Annotated in this window: 23 protein-coding genes; 14 read left to right on the forward strand and 9 right to left on the reverse strand. The window is 71.0% G+C overall.

The window, feature by feature from the left end:
- Nucleotides 1–35: 35 nt before the first annotated feature.
- Entirely contained in the window at nt 36–743 is a 708-nt protein-coding gene (locus tag OG395_RS23230) for a uridine kinase family protein (protein WP_327244677.1), read from the forward strand.
- Nucleotides 744–762: 19 nt separating this feature from the next.
- Here the strand turns inward: OG395_RS23230 and OG395_RS23235 are convergent, their stop codons facing one another.
- From OG395_RS23235 to OG395_RS23245, 3 genes are read right to left on the reverse strand one after another with little or no spacing between them, the layout of a single operon-like run.
- Entirely contained in the window at nt 763–1539 is a 777-nt protein-coding gene (locus OG395_RS23235; protein WP_327244678.1) for an ABC transporter permease, read from the reverse strand.
- Nucleotides 1536–3077 (reverse strand): ABC transporter permease subunit, encoded by a 1542-nt coding sequence (locus tag OG395_RS23240; protein WP_327244679.1) that lies wholly within the window; start codon nt 3075–3077, stop codon nt 1536–1538. The genes OG395_RS23235 and OG395_RS23240 overlap by 4 nt, the downstream gene beginning before the upstream one ends.
- Nucleotides 3074–4006: an ABC transporter ATP-binding protein gene (locus OG395_RS23245; RefSeq protein ID WP_327244680.1), complete on the reverse strand. Its 933-nt coding sequence runs from the start codon at nt 4004–4006 to the stop codon at nt 3074–3076. The genes OG395_RS23240 and OG395_RS23245 overlap by 4 nt, the downstream gene beginning before the upstream one ends.
- A gap of 145 nt (nt 4007–4151) precedes the next feature.
- Between OG395_RS23245 and OG395_RS23250 the strand changes: the two genes are divergently transcribed.
- Complete coding sequence (locus tag OG395_RS23250) at nt 4152–5336, forward strand: sensor histidine kinase (RefSeq protein ID WP_327244681.1); 1185 nt, start codon at nt 4152–4154, stop codon at nt 5334–5336.
- Nucleotides 5333–6052, forward strand: coding sequence for a response regulator transcription factor (locus OG395_RS23255; protein ID WP_327244682.1), 720 nt, complete (start codon nt 5333–5335; stop codon nt 6050–6052). Before OG395_RS23250 ends, OG395_RS23255 begins: the two co-directional genes overlap by 4 nt.
- A gap of 180 nt (nt 6053–6232) precedes the next feature.
- On the opposite strand, the gene OG395_RS23260 is transcribed toward OG395_RS23255, so the two are convergent.
- Nucleotides 6233–7021, reverse strand: coding sequence for a SigE family RNA polymerase sigma factor (locus OG395_RS23260; protein WP_327249429.1), 789 nt, complete (start codon nt 7019–7021; stop codon nt 6233–6235).
- Nucleotides 7022–7202: 181 nt separating this feature from the next.
- Here OG395_RS23260 and afsQ1 point away from each other — a divergent pair, with 181 nt between their 5' ends.
- The 5 genes from afsQ1 to OG395_RS23285 all read left to right on the forward strand — a co-directional run bounded on the left by afsQ1 (nt 7203) and on the right by OG395_RS23285 (nt 10958).
- Nucleotides 7203–7880 carry a two-component system response regulator AfsQ1 gene (gene afsQ1 / locus OG395_RS23265; RefSeq protein ID WP_189275392.1) on the forward strand — a complete coding sequence of 226 codons (678 nt, stop codon included), beginning with the start codon at nt 7203–7205 and terminating at the stop codon, nt 7878–7880.
- Nucleotides 7877–9415 carry a HAMP domain-containing sensor histidine kinase gene (locus OG395_RS23270; protein ID WP_327244683.1) on the forward strand — a complete coding sequence of 513 codons (1539 nt, stop codon included), beginning with the start codon at nt 7877–7879 and terminating at the stop codon, nt 9413–9415. Before afsQ1 ends, OG395_RS23270 begins: the two co-directional genes overlap by 4 nt.
- The gene (locus OG395_RS23275; protein ID WP_327244684.1) at nt 9415–10038 is read left to right on the forward strand and encodes a hypothetical protein; all 624 of its coding nucleotides are present in this window, start codon (nt 9415–9417) and stop codon (nt 10036–10038) included. Before OG395_RS23270 ends, OG395_RS23275 begins: the two co-directional genes overlap by 1 nt.
- A 70-nt stretch (nt 10039–10108) precedes the next feature.
- Entirely contained in the window at nt 10109–10663 is a 555-nt protein-coding gene (locus OG395_RS23280) for a VanZ family protein (RefSeq protein ID WP_327244685.1), read from the forward strand.
- Between the two features lie 94 nt (nt 10664–10757).
- Nucleotides 10758–10958 carry a PspC domain-containing protein gene (locus OG395_RS23285; protein ID WP_327244686.1) on the forward strand — a complete coding sequence of 67 codons (201 nt, stop codon included), beginning with the start codon at nt 10758–10760 and terminating at the stop codon, nt 10956–10958.
- 103 nt (nt 10959–11061) lie between these two features.
- Here OG395_RS23285 and OG395_RS23290 read toward each other — a convergent pair whose 3' ends face one another.
- Both OG395_RS23290 and OG395_RS23295 read right to left on the reverse strand, forming a co-directional pair.
- The gene (locus OG395_RS23290; RefSeq protein WP_327244687.1) at nt 11062–11376 is read right to left on the reverse strand and encodes a hypothetical protein; all 315 of its coding nucleotides are present in this window, start codon (nt 11374–11376) and stop codon (nt 11062–11064) included.
- A 134-nt stretch (nt 11377–11510) separates the two neighbouring features.
- Entirely contained in the window at nt 11511–12665 is a 1155-nt protein-coding gene (locus OG395_RS23295) for an adenosine deaminase (RefSeq protein WP_327244688.1), read from the reverse strand.
- Between the two features lie 103 nt (nt 12666–12768).
- On the opposite strand from OG395_RS23295, the gene OG395_RS23300 reads away from it, so the two are divergent.
- Nucleotides 12769–13530 carry an alpha/beta hydrolase gene (locus tag OG395_RS23300; RefSeq protein WP_327244689.1) on the forward strand — a complete coding sequence of 254 codons (762 nt, stop codon included), beginning with the start codon at nt 12769–12771 and terminating at the stop codon, nt 13528–13530.
- 69 nt (nt 13531–13599) lie between these two features.
- On the opposite strand, the gene OG395_RS23305 is transcribed toward OG395_RS23300, so the two are convergent.
- Nucleotides 13600–14553 carry a LysR family transcriptional regulator gene (locus OG395_RS23305; protein WP_327244690.1) on the reverse strand — a complete coding sequence of 318 codons (954 nt, stop codon included), beginning with the start codon at nt 14551–14553 and terminating at the stop codon, nt 13600–13602.
- Nucleotides 14554–14615: 62 nt separating this feature from the next.
- Between OG395_RS23305 and OG395_RS23310 the strand changes: the two genes are divergently transcribed.
- From OG395_RS23310 to OG395_RS23325, 4 genes are all read left to right on the forward strand, one after another.
- Entirely contained in the window at nt 14616–15920 is a 1305-nt protein-coding gene (locus OG395_RS23310; protein WP_327244691.1) for an MFS transporter, read from the forward strand.
- A gap of 87 nt (nt 15921–16007) precedes the next feature.
- Nucleotides 16008–16724, forward strand: a complete 717-nt coding sequence (locus OG395_RS23315) for a L,D-transpeptidase family protein (protein ID WP_327244692.1) — start codon at nt 16008–16010, stop codon at nt 16722–16724.
- Nucleotides 16725–16866: 142 nt separating this feature from the next.
- On the forward strand, nt 16867–17856 hold the full coding sequence (locus tag OG395_RS23320) for a sigma-70 family RNA polymerase sigma factor (protein ID WP_327244693.1): 990 nt from the start codon (nt 16867–16869) through the stop codon (nt 17854–17856).
- Nucleotides 17853–18125: a hypothetical protein gene (locus tag OG395_RS23325; RefSeq protein ID WP_327244694.1), complete on the forward strand. Its 273-nt coding sequence runs from the start codon at nt 17853–17855 to the stop codon at nt 18123–18125. The genes OG395_RS23320 and OG395_RS23325 overlap by 4 nt, the downstream gene beginning before the upstream one ends.
- 106 nt (nt 18126–18231) lie before the next feature.
- Here the strand turns inward: OG395_RS23325 and OG395_RS23330 are convergent, their stop codons facing one another.
- A complete protein-coding gene (locus OG395_RS23330; RefSeq protein ID WP_327249430.1) occupies nt 18232–18585 on the reverse strand; it encodes an STAS domain-containing protein in 354 nt (117 codons plus the stop codon).
- Nucleotides 18586–18907: 322 nt separating this feature from the next.
- On the opposite strand from OG395_RS23330, the gene OG395_RS23335 reads away from it, so the two are divergent.
- Nucleotides 18908–22207: a S8 family peptidase gene (locus tag OG395_RS23335; protein ID WP_442818591.1), complete on the forward strand. Its 3300-nt coding sequence runs from the start codon at nt 18908–18910 to the stop codon at nt 22205–22207.
- Between the two features lie 95 nt (nt 22208–22302).
- Here OG395_RS23335 and OG395_RS23340 read toward each other — a convergent pair whose 3' ends face one another.
- On the reverse strand, nt 22303–23580 hold the full coding sequence (locus tag OG395_RS23340) for a thymidine phosphorylase (protein WP_327244695.1): 1278 nt from the start codon (nt 23578–23580) through the stop codon (nt 22303–22305).
- Nucleotides 23581–23764 lie beyond the last annotated feature (184 nt).

The raw sequence follows: 23764 nt of genomic DNA on the forward strand, positions 1-23764 counted from the left end.
GTAATCATCTGTACGCGTAGAGTAGTTGAGCTGTGATGCTGGATACCAACACGGGTACCGGGGGATCCCCTGCGCGGGTCGATGCCTCACACTCGTGTCCTGTGAGTTCCCAACCGATCCCGACCCGCGTCGTGCTGCTCGCGGGCCCCTCCGGCTCCGGCAAGTCCTCCCTGGCCGCCCGCACCGACCTTCCGGTGCTGCGCCTGGACGACTTCTACAAGGAGGGCGACGACCCCACACTGCCGCTGGTCCCGGGCAGTTCGGACATCGACTGGGACTCCGCACAGTCCTGGGACGCGGATGCGGCGGTCGCCGCCATCACGGAGCTGTGCCGCACGGGGCGTACGAACGTTCCGGTGTACGACATCGCCACCAGCTCCCGGATCGACCACGAGGCGCTCCACATCGAGCGGACGCCGCTCTTCGTGGCCGAGGGCATCTTCGCGGCGGACATAGTCGAGCGATGCCAGGAACTGGGTGTCCTGGCGGACGCGCTGTGCCTGCGCGGCCGCCCGACGACGACGTTCCGGCGCCGGCTGCTGCGCGATCTGCGCGAGGGCCGCAAGTCCGTGCCGTTCCTGCTGCGACGGGGGTGGCGGCTGATGCGCGCGGAGCGGCGGATCGTGGCACGGCAGACGGCGCTGGGCGCTCACCCCTGCGGGAAGCAGGAGGCGCTCGGGCGCCTGGCGGCGGCTGCGGCAGGACGGTGCCGCCGGGCACCGGTGGCGCGCGAGGTGGCGTAGCCGGTCCGGCGTCGGGGGCTCACGCGTCCCGAAGCCTCAGGACCAGTCCCCCTCCCAGGAGCGCGGCCACGGCCCATCCAGCGAGCACTCCCAGCCCTGCCCACGGGCCGATGGGCAGGCTGTCGGCACCGGTCGTGGACTGAAGGGCGAGCCCCGCCGTCATCGGGGCGATCTGCTGCAGGTGACGGTGCCAGTCCGGGTCGGTGACCAGCTGCGTGAGAATCGGGAGGACGAAGAGCAGGCCGAGTACGACGCCGACCGCCGCCGCCGGGTCCCGGACCGCGGTGGCGGTGCCGAGGGCCGTCAGGGCGATCAGCACCAGGTACAGCACCGACCCGGCCGCCGCGCGCAGCGTCGGACCGTCGGCCGGGGACAGCATCGCCTGGCCCTGCGCCGTCGTGAAGCCGTTGCCCGGCAGGATCAGCCCCGCCGCCAGCAGGCAGCCGAACACCGCGACCGCCCCGGCGACCAGCACCACCCCCGTGAGGACGACCGACTTCGCGGCCAGGACCGTGGACCGGCGCGGTGTCGCCATCAGCGTGGTGCGCATCATCCCCGTGCTGTACTCGCCGCTGATCACCAGCACGGCCAGGACGGCGACGACCGTCTGCCCCACATGGATCCCGGTCAGACTGAGCCTGGCGACGTCCTGGTGACAGCCCGTCGACGGGCACTCGGCGGCGGCAGCCGTCGCGGCACTGACCGCCACCGTGAGCACGACAAGGGCAAGGAGCAGCCACCCCGGGGCCGTCACGGTGCGCAGCTTCGTCCACTCCGCGTGCAGGGTCTGCTTCATGCGTCCCTCCGGCGCATCATGAACACCGCCGCGACCAGCGCGACAGCCGTCCACCCGCACAGCACCGCGAATCCGCCCCACGGCGGCAGCGGGAAATAGCCGAAGGCCGGTGTGTAGTCGCTGTCCACCTGCGCGTACTGCGGCATGTTCTGCTGAATGGCGAAGCCCGCTGCCGGGGTGACACGCAGCAGCCACTGCGAGGGCCCGGCGGGCAGGATCGAGGCGGTCGCGAGGATGTACGGCAGGACGATCGCCGCGAACACCAGGGTGACCGCCCCGGCGCTGCGCCGCAGTACGGTGCCGACGGCCATGGCGAGCACCGCGGTGACCGCGAGCAGGGCCGCCGTACCGGCGACCACGCGCAGCTCCGTGAGCGTGCCGACCGGGAAGTCGAAGCCGCCGGGGCGCACCAGCCATTCACCGAGCAGCACCGCCGCCGCCGCGGCGGGCAGCCCGGCCGCAAAGGTCACGGCGGCGAGGACGACGGCTTTCGCAGCCGGCGCCCTGCCCCGCCGCGGGCTCGCCATGAGGGTGGTGCGGATCAGTCCGCGCCGGTACTCGGCGGTGATGAACGTCGCCCCGACAACGATCACCAGGATCAGCCCGACGAACGTGCCGGCCAGGCCGCGCTCGATGGTCTGACCGCCCGCGGTCATGGGGCCGCCCACGGCCGGTGCGATGTCGCCGGACCCGGTGACGGTGAACGTGTCGTCCGCCCGGCGGAACGTGCCGTCCGACGCGAAGTCATCGGCGGGTCCGCCCATCTGCTCACCGTGCCACGCCGGGTCCCCGGACTCCGCGCCGCTGAGAGCGACGTGGTCGAAGACACCGGTGGCCCGGGTGGGCGCCCCGCGGTTGCTCAGCCCCCCGAACTTCTGGCTCGTCGACGCCGTGGCGGGTGGCGAGGCGGCGAACATCCCGGCCTGCACCTGCGACGGCAGACCGGTCAGGCGTGCGGTGCCGACCGCGGTCCAGCGCGCCCCGTCGGCCGACCGGTAGCCGGTCACCGTGTCCCCGGTCCGGGTCAGCCGCAGCCAGTGCGGGGACGCGGCGGAGGCGGTGCCGGGCTCACCGGCTGTGTCGTGCGTGTAGTTGTGCTGCATCCGCACGCCGTGCCCGGCGGTGGCCATGACGGCCGCGTACGCCGACCCCGCCCGGTCGCCCGCCTTCAGGACGATCCCCGCCTTCGCCCAGGGCGGCAGCTCGCCCTTCGCACTGTCCGGGGCCAGCGACGTGATCCGTACGGTGATGCTGCCGTCCCCGGTCAACGGCCGGTGCACGAAGTAGAACCGGTCCGTCACGGCCTCGCCGCCCGGACCCCTGGCACCGGTGCAGGGCTGGTTCGGGTCCTCGCAGGTGGGCCGCTCCGCGTGGACGCCGATCAGCCCGATCAGTACGATCACCAGCGCCGCGGCCGCGAGTCCGGCGACCCAGCCCCGTACCGTACGGAACTTGGTCCACTCGCCCCGCAGTTGCTGGGTGAACCCGGTGTGCACGGCCGGCGTCCCGGAGCGGTACGACGTCGTGGTCCCGGTCATCGGGCCGGCTCCTCGGCCGCCGCGGCGCGGAACTCGACCGCGTCCCGGGTCAGTTCCATGTACGCCTCCTCCAGTGTCGCGCGGTGCGCGGACACTTCGGAGAACGGCACCCCGCTCTCACCGAGCAGCGTCACGACGTGCCCCGCCGCCAGCCCGGAGACGGTGAGGGTGTCGCGGTCGGTGGCCGCCACGGTTGCTCCGGCGTACGCAAGCGCCGTCATCGCCTCCGCCCGTGCCGAGGTCCGCAGCGTGACCCGGTCGCCGGACGCGGCCCCGATCAGCTCGCGCACGCTGGTGTCGGCGATGACCCTGCCACGTCCGACCACCACCAGATGATCGGCGGTGTCCTGCAGTTCGCTCATCAGGTGGCTGGACAGCAGCACCGCCCGGCCCTGTGCGGCCAGCGCACGCTGGAAGTCGCGCATCCACACGATGCCTTCCGGGTCCAGGCCGTTGAACGGCTCGTCCAGCATGATCACCGGCGGGTCGCCGAGCAGTGCGGCGGCGATCCCGAGGCGCTGCCGCATGCCGAGCGAGAAGCCCGCCGTCCGGCGCCCGGCGACCGGCCCCAGACCGGCCTGCTCGATGACGTCGTCGACCCGCCGCGCGCCGAGGCCCTGCGAGTGGGCCAGCCACAGCAGATGGTTGCGGGCGGTCCGGCCCGGCTGCAGCGCGGCGGCGTCCAGCAGCGCCCCGATGTGGTTCAGCGGGTTCCGCAGGTTCCGGTACGGCTGACCTCCGATCAGCGCGGTGCCCTCGTCGGCCGTGTCCAGGCCGAGGATGACCCGCATCGTGGTCGACTTGCCGGCGCCGTTGGGGCCGACGAAACCGGTGACCTGTCCGGGCCTGACGGTGAACGTCATCCCGTCCAGCGCGGTGGTCGGCCCGTAACGCTTGCGCAGGCCGGTGACTTCCACGGTTGCTTCCATGTCTGGCAGGCTAGGCAGCCCGGTGCCCCGCGGTCGTCACGCCGGACAGCGACTTCTGCCCTCCCTGGCACGAGGGATGTCCGGTGCCACAGGTCCCTCATGAGAGGGATGCCGGGGTGCGCCACCTGCGGCAAGAATGACGGACGTGGACGAGCACCGGTGGAGCGGACGGGCCGAGCGGGGGCGGCGCATCGGCGCCGGCCCTCGTACGCCTGCCGTGGCCGGGACGGTCCTGGCGCTGCTCGCGGTGACCGAGTCGTTCGCGCGGACGGTGGACAGCGGCGTCACGGTCCGGTTCGGCCTGCTCATCGGCCTGCTCGCGGTGGCCACCGCGCTGCCCTCGGCGTTCTTGAGTCCTGCCGCGGCCGCCGCGTCGGTCACCGCGGCAACCGTGCTGTCGCTGGCCCCGTTCCGCTCGCTGACCGTCGCAGGGCTCTGCGCCCAGCTGATCGTCCTGCACCGGCTGGGCCGTGCGGGCTCACCGCGGTCGGCGGCGCTCCTCGCCATGCCGTTCCTGCCGCTCGCACTCGCCCGGCTCGCCCCGGCGCACTCCGAAACCGGCGTCCTCACCGTGCTGCTGGCCTCGCTCGCCCCGGTCGCGGCGTGGGCGGGCATCGCCCGCCGGGCCCGCGGCGAGGCACTCACCCACAGCGCCGCGCACCGGGCGATGACCAGCACCCTGCTCGAACACACGGCACGCGGCGAACGCGCCAGGATCGCCCGCGAGTTGCACGACGTCGTCGCCCATCACATATCCATGATCGCCGTCCAGGCGGAGACGGCCCGGCTGACCACCCCCGGGATGCCCGCCGCCGGTGCGCAGCGGCTGTCGTCGATCGGCGACACCGCGCGGGCGGCGCTGACCGAGATGCGTCGGCTGCTCGGCGTCCTGCGCGAGGACACCGGGTCCGATACGGCCGACCGGCAGCCGCAGCCGGGCCTGCGACAACTGGTCGACCTGCTCGACGAGGCCCGGGACGCGTCCGGGACGGGCACCCGCCTCATCGTCCGCGGCCGGCAGGCGGCGCTCGACCCGGGCGTCGAGCTCGCCGCCTACCGCATCGTCCAGGAAGCCCTCACCAACGCCCGGCGGCACGCACCGGGCGCCGCCGTCGACGTGGAACTGCACTTCGGCGCCGGCACCCTCGCCCTGCGCATCCGCGACAACGGCCCGGGCCCGCCGCCCGCGCCGCCCGCGGGCGGCCACGGACTGTCCGGCATGCGCGAGCGTGCCGCCGCGGTCGGCGGCGAACTGCGCACCGGCCCCGCGCCCGGCGGCGGCTTCCTCGTCGAGACCGTACTGCCGACCCACGCGGAGACCACCGGATGAGCACCGAGCCACAGCCCGCCGTACGGATCGTCGTCGCCGACGACCACCAGGTCGTCCGCACGGGCTTCGCCGCCCTGCTGGACACGCAGCCGGACTTCACCGTCGTCGGCACGGCGTGCGACGGCGCCGAAGCGGTACGGACGTGCGCCGGTCTCCGGCCCGACGTGGTCCTCATGGACGTACGGATGCCGGGCACGGACGGCATCGAAGCGACGAGACAACTGGCCGCGTCGGGCCCGGACGGCCCCCGCATCCTCATCCTGACCACGTTCGACCTGGACGAGTACGTGTACGACGCGCTGCGCGCCGGAGCCAGCGGCTTCCTGCTCAAGGACGTCACCGCGGAGCGGCTCTTCGACGCGGTGCGCGTCATCGCGGCCGGCCAGGCCCTGCTGGCACCGACGGTCACCCGCCGCCTGATCAGCGAATTCGCCACCCAGCACCGCACGCCGGACCCCGTACCCGCGGCGGTGCTCGCAGCACTCACCCGCCGGGAGACCGAGGTCCTGCGCCTGGTGGCGGAGGGCCTGTCCAACCCGGAGGTCGCGACGCGCCTGCTGATCACGGAGGAGACGGTGAAAACACACGTCAGCCGAATCCTGACCAAACTGGCCCTGCGCGACCGCACCCAGGCGGTGGTGACGGCCTACGAATCGGGCCTGGTCGTCCCGGGCTCCCGGGGCAGAACCCCGGATCCGAGGCCGTCGCGCGATTGAGGACCGGGGTCCGGGGCAGAGCCCCGCGAGGCCCCCTGTCTCCCCGCACCCGTCCCCGCACGCACCACAGGGCCGGACAGGACCCCCCGGCCCATCCGACCCCGCTGCGTGCCCCCCGTAAGAGCCTGTCGCTTCCCCCGAAGCAGCAGTCCCCGGATCCCCCCGGATCCCCCGCTGCCTTCAGGCCACCAGCTCGCCGAAGGACTCCTCCTCGTCACGGCCGAAGCTCAGCACCTCGTCCTCGCGCAGCCGCCGCAGCGACCGCCAGATGCTCGACTTCACCGTGCCGACACTGATGTCGAGTATCGACGCGATCTCCGGGTCCGTGCGCCCCTCGTAGTACCGCAGGACCAGCATCGTGCGCTGGAGTTCCGGCAGCCGCGCCAGCGCCTGCCAGAGCACGGCACGCAGTTCCGTACCGCGCATCGCGTCCGTGTCGCCCGCCGTCTCCGGCAGTTCCTCGGTCGGGTATTCGTTCAACTTGCGTCGGCGCCACGCACTGATGTGCAGATTGGTCATGGTGCGGCGCAAGTATCCGCCGACCGCCGCCTTGTCACTGATCCGGTCCCACGCCCGGTAGGTGGAGAAGAGGGCGCTCTGCAGCAGGTCCTCGGCCTCGAACCGGTCACCGGTCAGGTGGTAGGCGGTTGCGTACAGGGAGGCGCGGCGCTCCTGGACGTAGGTCGTGAACGCCGCTTCGGCGTCCGAACTCTCCGTCCGGGACATCCGCTCCCCCGTGACCTCCCCGTACGCGGCTCCCCCGCCGGCTCCCCCGGTTGCGTCGACCACCGTCATACAGGACGTGTGCTGACGGCCGACACCACGAACGCACCCCCGCCCTGCCCCGAGCTCTCGGCTCCGCTCGAGCAGGGAGGCGCCCCCTCCTGCGCCGGACTTCTCGGTGCCCCTGCCGACGTCGTGGAGACGCGTGACAACTGCGCTTGTGGTCGTGCTGTGCAGTGCGTTCATCTCGCGCCCCCCGTCGGTGGAGTCCGTCCGTTCCTTGTGCCAATGAGCTTGCCCGGGCTGTTTCATGACGCTGTCCGCCGACTGTCACAGACCTGTCACAGGGCCTCCCGCCGGTGCGCCGGATGTATGAGAGCGCTTCAAGTGTCGAACTGAAGCTCCACCATGGGCCAGAATGACCTCCGTGCCTTTCCTGTTGCTGATCGAGGACGACGACGCCATCCGCACGGCCCTCGAACTCTCGCTGTCGCGCCAGGGCCACCGTGTGGCCACCGCGGCGACGGGAGAGGACGGCCTGAAACTGCTGCGCGAGCAGCGGCCGGACCTGATCGTGCTGGATGTGATGCTGCCCGGCATCGACGGTTTCGAGGTGTGCCGCCGTATCCGGCGCACCGACCAGCTGCCGATCATTCTGCTGACCGCGCGAAGCGACGACATCGACGTCGTGGTCGGACTGGAGTCCGGCGCCGACGACTACGTGGTGAAACCCGTGCAGGGCCGGGTGCTCGACGCCCGGATCCGCGCGGTGCTGCGCCGCGGCGAGCGCGAGTCCACGGACTCGGCGACGTTCGGGAACGTCGTCATCGACCGTTCCGCGATGACCGTGACGAAGAATGGGGAGGACCTGCAGCTCACACCGACCGAGCTGCGGCTCCTGCTCGAACTGAGCCGTCGCCCCGGGCAGGCCCTGTCGCGTCAGCAGTTGCTGCGGCTGGTCTGGGAACACGACTATCTCGGTGATTCCCGGCTGGTCGACGCCTGTGTGCAGCGGCTGCGGGCCAAGGTGGAGGACGTGCCGTCCTCGCCGACCCTGATCCGTACCGTGCGCGGCGTGGGCTACCGGCTGGACTCGCCTCAGTGAGTGCTGCCGCCAAACGCAGTCTGCTCGCCGGACTTCGCTGGACCAGTCTGCGGCTGCGGCTCGTCGTCGTGTTCGCACTGGTGGCGCTGACCGCCGCGGTGTCGGCCTCGGGAATCGCGTACTGGCTCAACCGCGAGGCCGTCCTGACGCGGACGCAGGATGCGGCGCTCGGGGACTTCCGGCAGGAGATGCAGAACCGGGCGGCTTCGCTGCCGCTGCGGCCGACCAAGGACGACCTGCAGAACACCGCCGTGCAGATGGCGAGCAGCAGCCCTGGCTACAGCGTGCTGCTCGTCGACAAGCGTGACGGCGGCAAGCCGATCGTGGGCAACTCCGATCTGGACACGTTCACGCTCGACAACGTGCCGCTCTCGCTGCAGCGGCAGGTCAACCGGAAGCAGCCGGTGGAGGCGGGCAACAAGTACGCGTACCACCTGTTCTGGCAGCGGACCTCGATCCGCGGTACGCCGTACCTGGTGGCCGGCACGAAGATCATCGGTGGTGGTCCGACCGGCTACATGCTGAAGTCGCTCGACCAGGAACGGCAGGACCTCAACTCCCTTGCGTGGTCGCTGGGGATCGCCACGGCTCTCGCCCTGGTCGGCTCCGCGCTACTGGCGCAGGCCGCCGCGACGACGGTGCTGCGGCCGGTGCAGCGGCTCGGTGACGCGGCGCGCAAGCTGGGCGAGGGGAAACTCGACACCCGCCTGGTGGTGTCCGGCACCGATGAACTCGCGGATCTCTCCCGCACGTTCAACAAGGCCGCGAGCTCGCTGGAGAAGAAGGTCGCGGACATGAGCGCGCGGGAGGAGTCCAGCCGCCGGTTCGTCGCCGACATGTCGCACGAACTGCGGACCCCGCTCACCGCGATCACCGCGGTCGCCGAGGTGCTGGAGGACGAGGCCGACAGCCTCGACCCGATGATCGCGCCCGCCGTGCACCTGGTGGTCAGCGAGACCCGGCGGCTCAACGACCTGGTGGAGAACCTGATGGAGGTCACCCGCTTCGACGCGGGTACCGCCCGGCTCGTCCTCGACACGGTCGATGTCGCCGACCAGGTCACCGCCTGTATCGACGCCCGGGCCTGGCTGGACGCGGTGGATCTGGACGCCGAGCGCGGCATGATGGTCCGCCTCGATCCGCGCCGGCTCGATGTGATCCTGGCCAATCTGATCGGCAACGCGCTGAAGCACGGCGGTTCGCCGGTACGGGTCGCGGTACGGACCGACGGCGACGAACTCGTCATCGAGGTGCGCGACCACGGACCCGGCATTCCCGAGGACGTCCTGCCGCACGTGTTCGACCGTTTCTACAAGGCCAGTGCGTCCAGGCCGCGTTCGGAGGGCAGCGGGCTGGGTCTGTCGATCGCCATGGAGAACGCGCACATCCACGGCGGTGACATCACCGCGGCGAACTCGCCGGACGGCGACGGCGCGGTGTTCGTCCTGCGGCTGCCGCGCGATGCCGAACAGCTCACCCGCACCGCGCAGGATCACGACGCGGAGGTCCAGGACGAGGAGGGCGGCGATACGTGATGCGCAGCAACCGTGGTACGCATCGGGCGCGCCGCTCGGCCGGAACGCTGGCCGGCGCCGTCGTCTGCGCCGTGCTGGCCGCCGGGTGCGGAATCAGGACCACCTCGGTGCCGGTCGACGCCGGGGCCGCGCCGTCGCGGGTGCCGTGTTCGATGTCCGCGGAGGACGTCAGCACAGAGGCGTTGAAGGGCATCCCGGTCCAGATCTATCTGGTCTGCGCCTCGCAACTGGTCACGGTGGACCGCGCGGTGCAGGTCCACGACGCGAAGTCGGACCGGGTCCGGGTGGCGCAGGCGCTCCTCGACGAGCTGCAGCGGGAACCGGCCGACGACGAGCGCCAGGCCGGCTTCTCCACAACCGTGCCGACGACGCTCCGGATCAGCGAGGCGCGTCGGGGCGATCCGGCGGCCGCGCTGCGGCTCAGCGAGCAGCCGGAGGACCTGCCGTCGCAGGCGCTGGCGCAGATCGTGTGCACCTACGCGGAGAGCGAGTCGCTCGCCACGGACGGCACGGTGATGCTCGGCGGCCCCGGGAACTACGCACCGCGCGGCTATCTGTGCACCTCGGAGACGAAGGCCCGGCCGAAGTCCGTGCCGACGCTCGGCGCGCTCGAGCTGCCCTGACGGCCTCCCCCGCCCGGGTTTCTGGGGCGGGGGCGGAACCGATCCCGCCGGTGGGGGCGTCCTGGGAGGCGTGGGTCAAGGTTCGGACGGCCAGGCCGTCATCCGCTTCCGCGCGGCCGGGGGGTTCCTCCTCCTCGCGCATCTGCTGCTGGTCGGGTGGCTGACTCTGCGCCCGCTGGACGTCCCGTGGGTGACAGCGGCGAACCTTCAACCGCTCGCCGGCATCAGGGCGGACCTGTCCCTCGGCCCGGCCGCGGCGGCGCACCGGATCGGTGAGGGGCTGTTGTTGCTGGCACCGCTGGGGGTGCTGCTGCCGATGGCCGGGGGCCGGCTCTTCGTCTCCCCGTGGGCCTCGCTGGCACGTACGGTCGCCGCCGGGTCGCTGATCTCGCTGACCATCGAGCTGGCGCAGACCGGGGTGCCGGGGCAGGTCGTCGATGTCGACTCGCTGCTGCTGAACACGGTCGGGGTGGCACTGGCCCATCTGCTGGTGGTGCCGGTGTTCCGGAAGCGGCTGCGCCGCCGGAAGCAGGAGCAGCGGGTGCGGGGGGCGATTCCCCGCCCCAGGGAGGAGACCTCTCAGGGGTCGACCCCGACGATTTCCAGGGTCGGTATCGCACCGTAGAGCGACGCTTTGCCCCCGTTCGCGGAGCCACCATGGAGACATCGGGAGCACGACGGAGCTGCTCCCCAGCAGACGGTTCGCGAAGGAGCCCACCATGGCCGCACTTGCCCGCCCCCGAGACGGACGCATGATCGGCGGAGTGTGCGCAGCGCTGGCACGGCGCTTCGGCACATCCGCCGGGACCATGCGCGTGATCTTCCTGGTCTCCTGCCTGCTGCCCGGCCCGCAGTTCCTGCTCTATCTGGCGCTGTGGCTGCTGCTGCCGGCCGAGAAGTCGGCGGCGGCCGCCTGGTAGGGGCCGTCCGGCGGATCATGGCCGGACATCTCCTCGTCCCTGGACGCGCACGTGGGGCGGACACCCGGACCGGGTGTCCGCCCCACGTGCGTGGGTGCGGGGGTCAGCCGCCGAGCGGGAGACCGTTGGTCGACAGACCGTTGGCCTTCACGCCGCCGGCGGGCAGTCCGCCGAGCAGGCCCCCCAGCGGTGAGGTGGCGTCGTGGACGACCTTCGTCTGACCGCTGCCGAGGAGCTTGGTGGCCGTGTCCTGGACCGGCAGGCTCCGGGTCGCGGTACCCAGCGCCGAGCCGGCGACGGGCAGGGCGGACGCGGCGTCGACGGGCAGCGCGGACGCCGAGGCGGTACCTGCGGCGGCAGCGGCGAAAGCGGCGCCGAGAGCGGCGACACCGAGAGTCCTGGCAGCAGACTGCTTCATGTGGAATTCATCCTTGGGGAAGGGGATGTGAGCGGCTCTGCAAACTAGTCAGCCCACGACCGGTCCCGCAAACATGCCGGACACGCCGAACGGCCGGGATCTGATCGTCCCGGCCGTTCGGCACAGCGCGCGAATCAGCCCGCGGGGGACGAAGAGCCGCTGGTCGCAGCGGTCTGCTCGAAGAGCCACTCGGACTTCAGCTCGGCATATCCGGGCTTGATCACGTCATTGATCATCGCAAGACGTTCATCGAAAGGAATGAACGCTGATTTCATCGCATTGACTGTGAACCACTGCATGTCGTCGAGCGTGTATCCGAAGGTCTCGGTCAGCCGCTCGAATTCCCGGCTCATGCTCGTACCGCTCATCAGCCGGTTGTCCGTATTCACGGTGAGGCGGAAATGGAGCCTCCGCAGCAGCCCGATGGGGTGGTCGGCGTACGAGGCGGCGGCGCCGGTCTGAAGGTTGGAGGTCGGGCACATCTCCAGCGGGATGCGCTTGTCCCGTACGTACGAGGCGAGTCGGCCGAGCGTCACGCTGCCGTCCTCGGCGACCTCGATGTCGTCGATGATGCGGACGCCGTGGCCGAGGCGGTCGGCGCCGCACCACTGGAGCGCCTGCCAGATCGACGGCAGGCCGAAGGCCTCGCCCGCGTGGATGGTGAAGTGGTTGTTCTCGCGCTTGAGGTACTCGAAGGCGTCGAGGTGGCGGGTGGGCGGGTAGCCCGCCTCGGCACCCGCGATGTCGAAGCCGACGACACCCAGGTCCCGGTAGTGGTTGGCGAGTTCGGCGATCTCCAGGGCGCGGGCGGCGTGCCGCATCGCGGTGAGCAGGGCGCCCACCCTGATCCGGTTGCCGTCCTGACGGGCCCGGCGCTCACCCTCGCGGAAGCCCTCGTTGACCGCCTCGACGACCTCTTCGAGGGTCAGCCCGGATTCCAGGTGCTGCTCGGGGGCGTACCGCACCTCCGCGTACACGACACCGTCCGCGGCCAGGTCCTCGGCGCACTCGGCGGCCACCCGGAACAGGGCGTCCCGGGTCTGCATGACGGCACAGGTGTGGGCGAACGTCTCCAGGTAACGTTCCAGCGAGCCGGAGTCGGCCGCCTCGCGGAACCAGATGCCGAGCTTGTCCGGGTCGGTCTCGGGAAGGGCTTCGTAGCCCGCGTCACGGGCCAGGTCGACGATCGTGCCGGGGCGCAGACCGCCGTCGAGGTGGTCGTGGAGCAGCACCTTGGGGGCGCGTCGGATCTGGTCGGTGCCGGGCACGTGCGGGGTCGGGCTCATCATCTGGGCACTCTAACGCCTACGCGCGTAGAGCGCCGCGCGCCGATACGTAACAGTGACCGCGAATACGGGTGGAGTACACCTCTCCTTCTGACACTGTTCTGTCATGGGACAGCGCGCACTTCCCCTGCCTGCTCCGAGGCTGGGACGGGCCGTGAAGACGGCCGGAGCACAACCTGCGGTCAGCGGAGTGGTCCTGCTGCTCCCGGACGGCGAGGCCGACTCGCACCGCCGCCCTTCCTCCCTGTCGTACGCACTACAGCTGCCGCTCGCCCGGACCCTGGCCCGCGCGGGCCAGGACGACGGGCTGGCCGCGCATGTCGTGCACTACCGCTGCCGGGGCTGGAACGCCACGGACGCGCAGCTCGCGGCGGACGCGGAGTGGGCGGTGGAGGAGGTCGTACGGCGCTACGGCGACATCCCCGTCTGTCTGGCCGGGCACGGCATGGGCGGCCGGGCGGCACTGCGCGCGGGTGGCCACGCGGCGGTCAACTCCGTTCTGGCGATGGCTCCTTGGCTGCCCGGGGAGGCCTCGGCCGAGCCGGAACCGGTGAAGCACCTGCTGGGCCGCCAGGTGTTGTTCGTCCACGGCACGAACGACGCCCGGTCCGACCCCGAGTTGTCGTTCCGGCTGGCCGAGCGGGCCAAGAAGGCCAACCGGGACACCTGCCGCTTCGAGGTCCACTCGGACGGTCACGCGCTGCGCCAGCACCGGTCCGAAGTGGTGGCGCTGGCCACGGACTTCGTACGGGGTTCGCTGTTCGGGCGGGCCTACGCACGACCGGTCGCCGACGCGCTGGCGGCGCCGCCACCACTGGGGCTGCGGATGCCGCTGGCTGCGGGGTTCGGGCGGTCGCTGGGGGCTTAGAGCCTGGCAGACGGAGGGCGGCTCGCGATGTGCGCGGACACGCCTCGGCCCCGCATCCCCGTCCGCGCGTCAGTCGGGCAGCAGGTGCCCCCTGCGCGACAGCAGGAACTGCTTGAACGCCGCCACCGGGGGTGTGTCCGGGTGGCCGTCCAGCCAGGCCACGCCGATCTCGCGGGCCGCGCGGGGGGCCGTGACCGTCAGTTCGACCACGCCCGGGCGGGCCACCGCCGGGGGCGGCAGCAGGGCGACGCCCAGGCCCGCCGCGACCAGGCCGCGCAGGGTCTCCGCCTCCTCGCCCTCGAAGGCGACACGTGGCTTGAAGCCCGCCTCGGCGCACAGGTCGTCGGTGATCCGCCGCAGGCCGTAACCGGGCTCCAGGGTCACGAACGCCTCGTCCGCCGCCTCCGCCAGACGGATCCGCCGGCGGGAGGCGAGGCGGTGGTCCTCCGGGACGACCAGACGCAGCCACTGCTCATCGAGGCGGCGGGCGACCAGGTCGGGGGCGTCCGGGACGGGGGAGGTGAGGCAGAGGTCGAGGCCGCCGGCCCGGAGGCGTTCGATCATCGCCTCGCCGTAGTTCTGCACCAGCTGGAAGCGGACCCGCGGGTGGTCGGCGCGGAAGGCGCGGAGCAGGGCGGGGACGGTCTCGGAGCCCATGGTGTGCAGGAAGCCGAAGGCGACCTTGCCCGCCGTCGGATCGGCGTCCGCCCGTACCGAGTCCGCGGCCCGCTCCACCTCGGTGAGGGCCCGCTCGGCGGAGCCCAGGAAGGTGCGGCCCGCGGGGGTGAGCGAGACGGTACGGCCCTTGCGGGCGAACAGGGCGACGCCCAGGTCCTGTTCCAGCCTGACCATGGCCCGCGACAGCGTGGACTGCGGGACGCCGAGCTCGTGCGCGGCGCGCGTCACATGCTCGTGGCGGGCCACCGCCTCGAAGTACGCGAGCCGCGGCGCGAGCACCGCGCGAATGTCTTCTTCGTAACTACTCGGTGACAGCCGAGGCTGTGAGCTGTATTCATGCACCATGGGATGGATTATCGCAAGTTCGTGCATTGGACGCATGAATCAGAGAGATCTACTTTCGACGTATGCCTCCTGCCAGTACCAAGGCGTCCACCCTCACGCTGGACGCCTCAGCCCCCTCATCGCCCGTCGCGCCCGTTTCCTCCCCTGACCGGCTGGAGCCCGGCCGGCCCGGGTACCGCCGGATGAGCTTCGCGCTCTTCGCCGCCGGTGTCGCGACGTTCGCACTCCTCTACTCCACCCAGGCGCTGCTGCCCGCCGTCTCCGCCGGATTCGACGCCACGGCCGGACAGACCAGCTGGACGGTCTCGGCGGCGACGGGTGCGCTGGCACTGTGTGTGCTGCCGATGAGCGCGCTCTCCGAGCGGTTCGGGCGGCGGCAGATGATGACCGCGTCGCTGACGGTCGCGGTACTGGTCGGGCTTCTCGTCCCCTTCGCCCCCTCGCTGGGCTGGCTGATCGCCCTGCGCGCCGTCCAGGGCGCGGCCCTCGCCGGACTTCCCGCCTCCGCCATGGCGTACCTCGCCGAGGAGGTGCGGCCGAAGGCGCTGGTCGCCGCGATCGGACTGTTCGTGGCGGGCAACAGCATCGGCGGCATGAGCGGGCGCATCCTCACCGGCTGGATCGCCCAGCTGTGGGGCTGGCGGGCGGCGCTCGGCGCGGTCGGGCTGCTGGCCGTGGCCTGCGCGGTCGTCTTCCACTTCATGATCCCGAGGGCCCGTCACTTCACGCCCGGTTCGCTGAACCCGAAGGCCCTGGCGAAGACGGTGGGCGGACACCTCGCCGACCCGTTGCTGCGCAGGCTGTACGCGATCGGCGCACTGTTCATGACGGTGTTCGGGGCGGTCTACACGGTGATCGGCTACCGGCTGGTCGGGGAGCCGTTCCACCTCCCGCAGGGTGTCATCGGCTCGATCTTCCTGGTCTACCTCGTCGGTACGGTGTCGTCGGCGGCGGCGGGCAGGCTCGTCGCACGGCTCGGCCGCCGGGGCGCGCTCTACCTGGCCGTCTCCACCACGGCCACCGGCCTGCTGCTCTCCCTCGCCGACCAGCTGATCGCCGTACTTCTCGGTCTGGTCCTGATCACGGCGGGCTTCTTCGCCGGGCACGCGGTCGCCTCGTCGTCCGTGAGCCGGACCGCGACGACCGGCCGGGCGCAGGCATCGGCGCTCTACCAGTCCGCGTACTACCTGGGCTCCAGCGCGGGCGGCACGCTCGGCGCGATCGCCTTCCACGCCGGTGGCTGGGCGGGCACGGTGACGCTGGGGCTGTTCGCGGTCCTCGGCGTCGTCTCGATCACGCTGTACGGGTCGCGGGTCGCCCGCGCCAAGCGGCGGCGCCTCGTCCCGATGGCGTCAGTACAGAACTGAGACATACTCACGCACAACCACCGACTCCCCTTCGCGCGTCTATCAGGCGTAATCAACGCACTGCGGCGCGAAGGGGAGTTGGCGTACATGGCAGTCGTAGGGAACATGCGGGGAGTCCGGACGCGGCGCGCGGTCGCGCTGTCCGTCGCCGCGCTGATGGCGGCGCCGGCGCTCGTCCTGGGCGGTGGCACGGCGGCGCAGGCGGCGTCCTGCACCACATCCACCGGGCCGTACCAGAAGCAGGTCGAGGCGTATCTGAACCGGCCGGTCGACGGGAAGCAGTCGGCCGCCGACTGCAAGGCGATCCAGTCCTTCCAGCGCACCTACGGGGTCACCCCCGACATCGGGTACGCGGGACCGGTCACCTGGCGGACGATGAAGACGCTCACGGCACAGAAGGCGGCCGGCACGAATCCCAACAAGGACAAGAAGTGCCCCACGAACAAGGGGCGCATCGCGTGTGTGGACCTGACCCGACAGCTCAGCTGGATCCAGGACGGATCGAAGCTGAAGTTCGGTCCGGTGCCGATCCGCAGTGGGCGGAACGGGTACGAGACGCGCACCGGTTCGAAGAAGATCTACCTGCGGCACATCAACCACTGGTCGTCGCTCTACCACGTGTGGATGCCGTACTCCCAGTTCTTCGACGGCGGGCAGGCGTTCCACTCGGTGAATCTGAAGATGTGGAACCCGCCCGGCTCGCACGGCTGCGTCAACATGCGGGACGCGGACGCGAGGACATACTGGAACCTGCTGAAGAACGGCGACGACGTGTACGTGTACGGGCGCAAGCCCGGAACGTGACCGGAATCGGGGACGTGACCGGAATCGGGGACGTGACCGGAGAGCGGGCGGCTTCGGCACTTCCCGCCCCCGTTGTCAGTGGCCTGCGGTAGCTTCCGAAGTGCCGAAGTGAGCGGCGTCACAGCACAACAGGGGTGGAGCGATGAGTGATCTGACGGCACCGGCGGATATCGACAGCCGTCTGGAGGGACACCGGGTCGAGCTCACCGGTTACTGCTATCGCATGCTCGGCTCGGCCTTCGAGGCGGAGGACGCGGTACAGGACACGCTGGTGCGCGCCTGGCGGAATTTCGACAAGTTCGAGGGCCGCTCCTCACTGCGCTCCTGGCTGTACCGGATCGCCACCAACGTCTGCCTGGACATGCTGAACGCGGGGAAGAAACGGGCCCGCCCGGTCGACCTGACGGGCCCGACACCGCTCGCCCAGGCCGCGCTCAACCCGCTCCCGGAGAACACCTGGCTGGAGCCGATGCCGGACGGGCGGATCCTGCCGTCGGTGGCCGACCCGGCGGAGGCCGCGGTGGCCCGGGAGTCGGTGCGTCTGGCGTTCGTCGCCGCACTGCAGCATCTGCCGCCCAAGCAGCGTGCCGTGCTGATCCTGCGCGAGGTGCTGGCGTGGAAGGCGAGCGAGGTCGCCGAACTGCTCGACACGTCGGTCGCCTCGGTCAACAGCGCCCTGCAGCGGGCGCGAGCCACGCTCACGGACCATCGGAGCGCGGCCACCGACACCGCTGATCCGCTCGACGACGAGCAGCGCAAGCTCCTTGAGCGGTATGTGGCGGCGTTCGAGGGCTACGACATGGCGGCGCTGACCGCGCTGCTCCACGAGGACGCCGTGATGACCATGCCGCCGTTCGACCTCTGGCTCCAGGGGCACGACGACATCACGGGCTTCATGCGCTCCCTCGGTGCGGGCTGCGAGGGTTCCCGTCTGGTGGCGACCGCGGCCAACGGCACCCCGGCGTTCGCGCAGTACAAACCGAATCCGGACGGTCCGGGATTCGTGCCGTGGGCGGTGCAGGTCATCGACATCTCGGACGGTGCGATCACCGGCATGCACTGCTTCCTGGACACGCCCCGCTGGTTCCCGCTCTTCGGCCTGCCCGACCACCTCGAGGCCGAAGCGGCATGACGCGGCGGCCTCGGCTGGGGCACGCGCTGGTGGCGGGCTGGGTGGTGCTGGCGCTCGGCGGCTGGGGAGTCACGCAGTGGCTGGGTGAGCCCGTCGCCACCGAGGGGCCCCACCCGGCCCGGCCCCCTGCCTCCGGCGCCGAACCGGGACCGCAGCCGGACCACTGGCACGACGGCGCCTGCGCCGACGACGCGACAGCGACGCCGACGCCGCACCCCTCGGCCTCGGCGGCCCGGCTGTTGGTGGTGGACTGCGCGCGCCCCGGCTGACACCGGGGAGCGGCGCCGGGCACCTCAGAGCCTGTCGGGTGACCTCTGATCGGGCGGCCACGCCCTGGCACGCACGCCATCCGATCGAAGGTCACCCGACAGGCTCTCAGCCCTGCTCCCCCACGTCCACCACATCGGCCAGCCCCACCAGGTCGAGCAGATGCTGCAGTCCGGGCGGCACATTGCGCAGCCGGAGCCGTCGGCCGCCCGCCCGGCGCGCGATGAGCCCCAGCCTCGCTATCGCCTCGACCAGAGCCAGGTCCGCCTGTACGACCCCGCCCACATCGCAGTCCACCCCCGCGACCGGGTCGCGGACGACGCCCTCGGGGTCGAAGAGCAGCGCCTCCAGCTCGGCGCAGAGTCCCGGCACGGCCGCGCGTGTGACGCGGCCGGTGACGACGAGAACGATCGGGGTCGTGGCTTCCACATCAGGGAGACCGGTCCGGCCGCCGAAACTCATCGCCGTCCGCATCCGCACCTTCCCGGCGCCCCGGCGTGGTGGACGCCCCGTGCCCGCCCAGTGGCTGCTCCCACCCGCCCCTCGGCCACCCGGCCGGTACGGGCACCAACCGATGAACTTCCGTCAACTCCTGTCATCTGTGCTGTTTCTGTGAACCCTCTCGATCAATTTCCCCTCTAGGTAGGTGAACCGGTCGGCACCGGCGACCCATTCGGTGCCGACTGACCAGTGGCCCCTCGGGGGGCCGCCTGATTCTCCAGGGGGAAAGTTGCGCAGACACGTGAGAAACGCGTGTATATCGACCATCGCCACGGCGGCCGCCGTGGCGCTCGCAGCCGGGATGACCACCCCGGCGGTGGCACAGGCGGAACAGGCCCGGCCGACCGGGGCCAAGTCCCTGAACCGGCATCAACTGACGCTCATCACCGGCGACCGCGTCTCGGTGGACGCCAAGGGCCGGGTCGTGGGCTTCGAGCCCGCGAAGGGGCGTGAGCAGATACCCGTACAACGGCAGGTCCGCAACGGGCACACGTACATCTTTCCGACCGACGCCCACCGGCTGATCGGCTCCGGCAAGCTCGACCGGCGGTTCTTCGACGTCACCTTCCTGAACCGTCCGGAGATCCGCAGGTCCCAGCAGAAGGGCCTGCGGCTGATCGTCGGCTACCGGGGCGCACAGACGGGCGCCGCGAAGGCCGACGTCAGGGACGCCGGTGGCACCTCGGTCGGCCGGACCCTGAAGTCGCTGAACGCCGAGTCGGTGATCACGCCCAGGAGCGACGCCGAGGACATCTGGCAGGCGCTCACCGCCAAGCCGTCCCGCAGCGTCGAGCGCACCACGGCACCCGGAATCGACCGGGTCTGGCTCGACGGCGTACGCAGGGCGAGCCTCGACAAGAGCGTGCCGCAGATCGGTGCGCCCGCCGCCTGGAAGGCCGGGTACACCGGCAAGGGCGTCAAGATCGCCGTCCTGGACACCGGTGTGGACGCCACCCACCCGGACCTCAAGGGCCAGATCCTGGCGACGAAGAACTTCTCCACGTCGGCCGACACCAAGGACCGGGTCGGGCACGGCACCCATGTCTCGTCGATCGCGGCCGGTACGGGCGCCAAGTCGGGTGGCAAGTTCAAGGGCGTGGCTCCGGACGCCAAGCTGCTTGAGGGCAAGGTGCTCGACGACGACGGCTACGGCACGGACTCCGGCATCGCGGCCGGGATGGAGTGGGCGGCAGCGCAGGGCGCCGACATCGTCAACCTGAGTCTCGGCGGTCTCGACCAGCCGGGGATCGATCCCCTGGAGGAGACGGTCAACAAGCTGTCGGCCGAGACCGGCGTACTGTTCGCCATCGCGGCGGGCAACGAGGGCGACGGCGCGGGCACGGTGGACTCCCCGGGCAGCGCGGACGCCGCGCTGACCGTCGGCGCCGTCGACGACAACGACAGGATGGCCAATTTCTCCAGCCGCGGTCCGCGCGTCGGCGACGGAGCCGTCAAGCCCGATGTGACCGCCCCCGGTGTGGACATCACGGCGGCCGCGGTGCCGGGCTCGCTCATCGACCAGGAGTACGGCCAGAAGCCGGCCGGCTACACGACCATCTCCGGTACGTCAATGGCGACCCCGCATGTCGCGGGCGCCGCGGCGCTGCTCAAGCAGCAGCACCCGCAGTGGCGGAACACCGAACTGAAGGGGGCCCTGACGGCCTCCGCCAAGCCGGGCGCGTACACACCGTTCGAGCAGGGCACGGGCAGGATCGCCCTCGACAGGGCGATCGGCCAGAGCGTCATCGCCGACCCGGTCTCGGTCGGATTCGGTACGCAGCAGTGGCCGCACACCAATGACACCCCGGTCACCAAGCAGGTGACATACCGCAACCTGGGGACGACCGACGTCACCCTCTCGCTGGCGGTGACGGGTCTCAATCCGAAGGGCAAGCCCGCCCCGGCCGGCTTCTTCGCCCTGGGCGCGAACGAGGTCACCGTCCCGGCGGGCGGCACGGCCGAGGTGCCCCTGACGGCGAACACCCGGCTGGGCGGCACGACGGACGGTTCGTACTCCGCGTATGTCGTGGCGACCGGTGGCGGCCAGACCGTCCGCACGGCGGCCGCGGTGGAGCGCGAGATCGAGTCGTACGACGTGACGCTCAAGGCCATCGGCCGGGACGGCAAGGCGCCCGCGACCGCGACGGCCGACCTCTCCGGCCTCGACGACGCGGTCTCCGACGTGTGGCTCATGCCGGAGATCACCAACGGTTCGGTGAAGCTGCGGGTGCCCAAGGGCCTGTACACCCTCAGCGCGGACCAGATGCTGGGCTCGGACAACGTTTACAAGGGCGGCGACTGGTTCGCCCAGCCGAAGCTGAACGTCACCAAGAACACCACGGTGACGTTCGACGCCCGCACGACCAAGCCGGTCAGCATCACCCTGCCCGCGAAGGGGCTCACGCCCGACTACGTCGCGACCGGCTACACAATCGGCGCCAAAAACTTCTGGATGACCTCCGACTACGCCGTGCCGGACCAGAAGAACTTCCGCACCGCACACGTCGGCCCGAAGGTGACCGACGGCTCGTTGTCCCAGCACTGGATGGGCACCTGGTACAAGGGTGCGTCGACCGAGTACGACATCGCGCTCGGCGGCCTCCCGGTGACCCAGCTCTCCAACGGCTACACCCGCAACCTGACGGCCAAGCAGCTCGCCGCGGTTAAGGTGGCCATGGGGGCACCTGGTGTGCGCGGCAAGACCGGTGAGATCAGCGCGTGGGGCAGCCTGCCCGACGAAGGCGGGTCATTCCCCAAGATGTCGGTGCAGCAGAAGCTTCCCGGCACGCGCACGGTCTATGTCTCCACCGTCGACAAGGCCAAGTGGAGCTTCGACTTCGGACAGAACGGCGGCCTCGACGACCAGGGCTGGCCGATCCGTGAGACCGTGTACTCGCTCGGCGCCGAACAGGCGTTCACCGGTGGCAAGACCTACACCAAGACCGTCAACACCGGCGTCTTCGGCCCGCGGATCGGCAAGTACGACGGCATCCTCCGCCAGGGCAACGAGCTGTCCGCCATTCTCCCGCTGCACGCGGACGGCAAGGGCCACGATGGCTACACGGACTACACCTCGGTGAAGACCGTCCTCTACCGCAACGGCAAGAAGTTCGCCGAGAACCAGGACCCGCTCTTCGGTTTTGAGCCGTTCGTCGTCCCGGCCGCCTCCGCGGACTACAAGCTGACGACCTCGGTCCGGCGCAGCGCCAGGATCAGCACCCTGTCCACCCGCATCGACGCGAGCTGGACCTTCAAGTCCAAGAGGGCCGCCTCCGCGAAGCTCCCGGCGTCCACGGTCCGCTTCACCCCCAACGTGACGCTGGACGGCAGGGTGACGGCGGGCAGGACGGCCTCGGTGCCGGTGACGGTACAGGGTTCGGCCGCCGGTAAGAACCTCAAGTCGCTGACGGTGTACATCAGTTACGACGCCGGCAAGACCTGGAAGAAGACCGCGGTCAAGTCGGGCAAGATCTCCGTGAAGAACCCGGCCAAGGGCAAGTCCATCTCGTACCGGGCCAATGTCACCGACAAGCAGGGCAACAAGTCGTCGGTGTCGATCTACAACGCGTACTTCGGCAAGTAGGCAGTCACAGGCTCTTAGGCGCACCGTCCGCACAAGAGCGGCCCGCCGGGGCGGATTCCTCCACCCCGGCGGGCCGTTCGCGTTCCCGGGCGGTGTTACGCGATGCGCTCGCGCACCACCGGGGTCGGCGTGAACTCCGTGCCGGCCGGGGCGATGTCGAACGAACCGGGCAGGGCCTTCAGCGCGTACTCGAACTTCTCCGGGGTGTCCGTGTGCAGCGTCAGCAGCCGCTGGCCCTCGGTCACCGTGTCGCCCGGCTTGGCGTGCAGCTCGATGCCCGCACCCGCCTGCACCGGGTCCTCCTTGCGGGCCCGGCCCGCTCCGAGGCGCCAGGCGGCGACGCCGATGTCGTACGCGTCGAGACGGGTCAGCACGCCGGAGGCCTGGGCCGTCACCACGTGCTGCTCGCGGGCGACCGGGAGCGCGGCGTCCGGGTCGCCGCCCTGGGCGGAGATCATCCTGCGCCAGACGTCCATCGCGGAGCCGTCGGCCAGGGCCTTCTCCGGGTCCGCGTCCTTGAGCCCGGCCGCATCCAGCATCTCGCGGGCCAGGGCGAGGGTGAGGTCGATGACGTCCTTCGGACCACCGCCGGCCAGGACCTCGACCGACTCGCGCACCTCCAGGGCGTTGCCCGCGGTCAGGCCGAGCGGGGTGGCCATGTCGGTGAGGAGCGCGACCGTCCGCACACCGCTGTCGCTGCCCAGCGCGACCATGGTGGAGGCCAGTTCGCGGGCGTCCTCGATGGTCTTCATGAAGGCACCGGAGCCGACCTTGACGTCCAGGACGAGCGCCCCGGTGCCCTCGGCGATCTTCTTGGACATGATCGAACTGGCGATCAGCGGGATGGCCTCGACGGTGCCGGTGACGTCGCGGAGCGCGTACAGCTTCTTGTCGGCGGGGGCCAGCCCGTCACCCGCGGCGCAGATCACGGCTCCGGTGGTGTCCAGGACGTTCAGCATCTCGGCGCCTGAGAGGTGGGCGCGCCAGCCGGGGATGGACTCCAGCTTGTCGAGTGTGCCTCCGGTGTGGCCGAGACCGCGGCCGCTGAGCTGCGGCACGGCGGCGCCGCAGGCGGCGACCAGCGGGGCGAGCGGCAGGGTGATCTTGTCGCCGACGCCGCCGGTGGAGTGCTTGTCGGTGGTGGGGCGGGAGAGCGCGTCGAAGTTCATCCGCTCGCCGGAGGCGATCATGGCGGCGGTCCAACGGGCGATCTCCGTACGGTTCATGCCGTTCAGCAGGATCGCCATGGCCAGCGCGGACATCTGCTCGTCGGCGACCTCGCCTCGGGTGTATGCGTCGATGACCCAGTCGATCTGCTCGGGGCTCAGCTCGCCGCGGTCCCGCTTGGTGCGGATGACGGAGATGGCGTCCATGTCCTGGGTGTCCTTCCGGCCGGTACGTACGCAAGAGTCCCGAATGACTCTACGCGCATAGAGGGTGGAGACGGGTGTGGCCCTCCCGAAGTTTCAGGAGGGCCACGGGAGTTCTGGGCCTGTCTTTCGGATCAGGCCGGGCTCGCGGGCCCTGGCACGCAGCCCGATCCGGCCTGATCCGAAA

It is taken from the genome of Streptomyces sp. NBC_01320, assembly GCF_035974375.1.
Taxonomy (GTDB): Bacteria; Actinomycetota; Actinomycetes; order Streptomycetales; family Streptomycetaceae; genus Streptomyces; species Streptomyces yanii.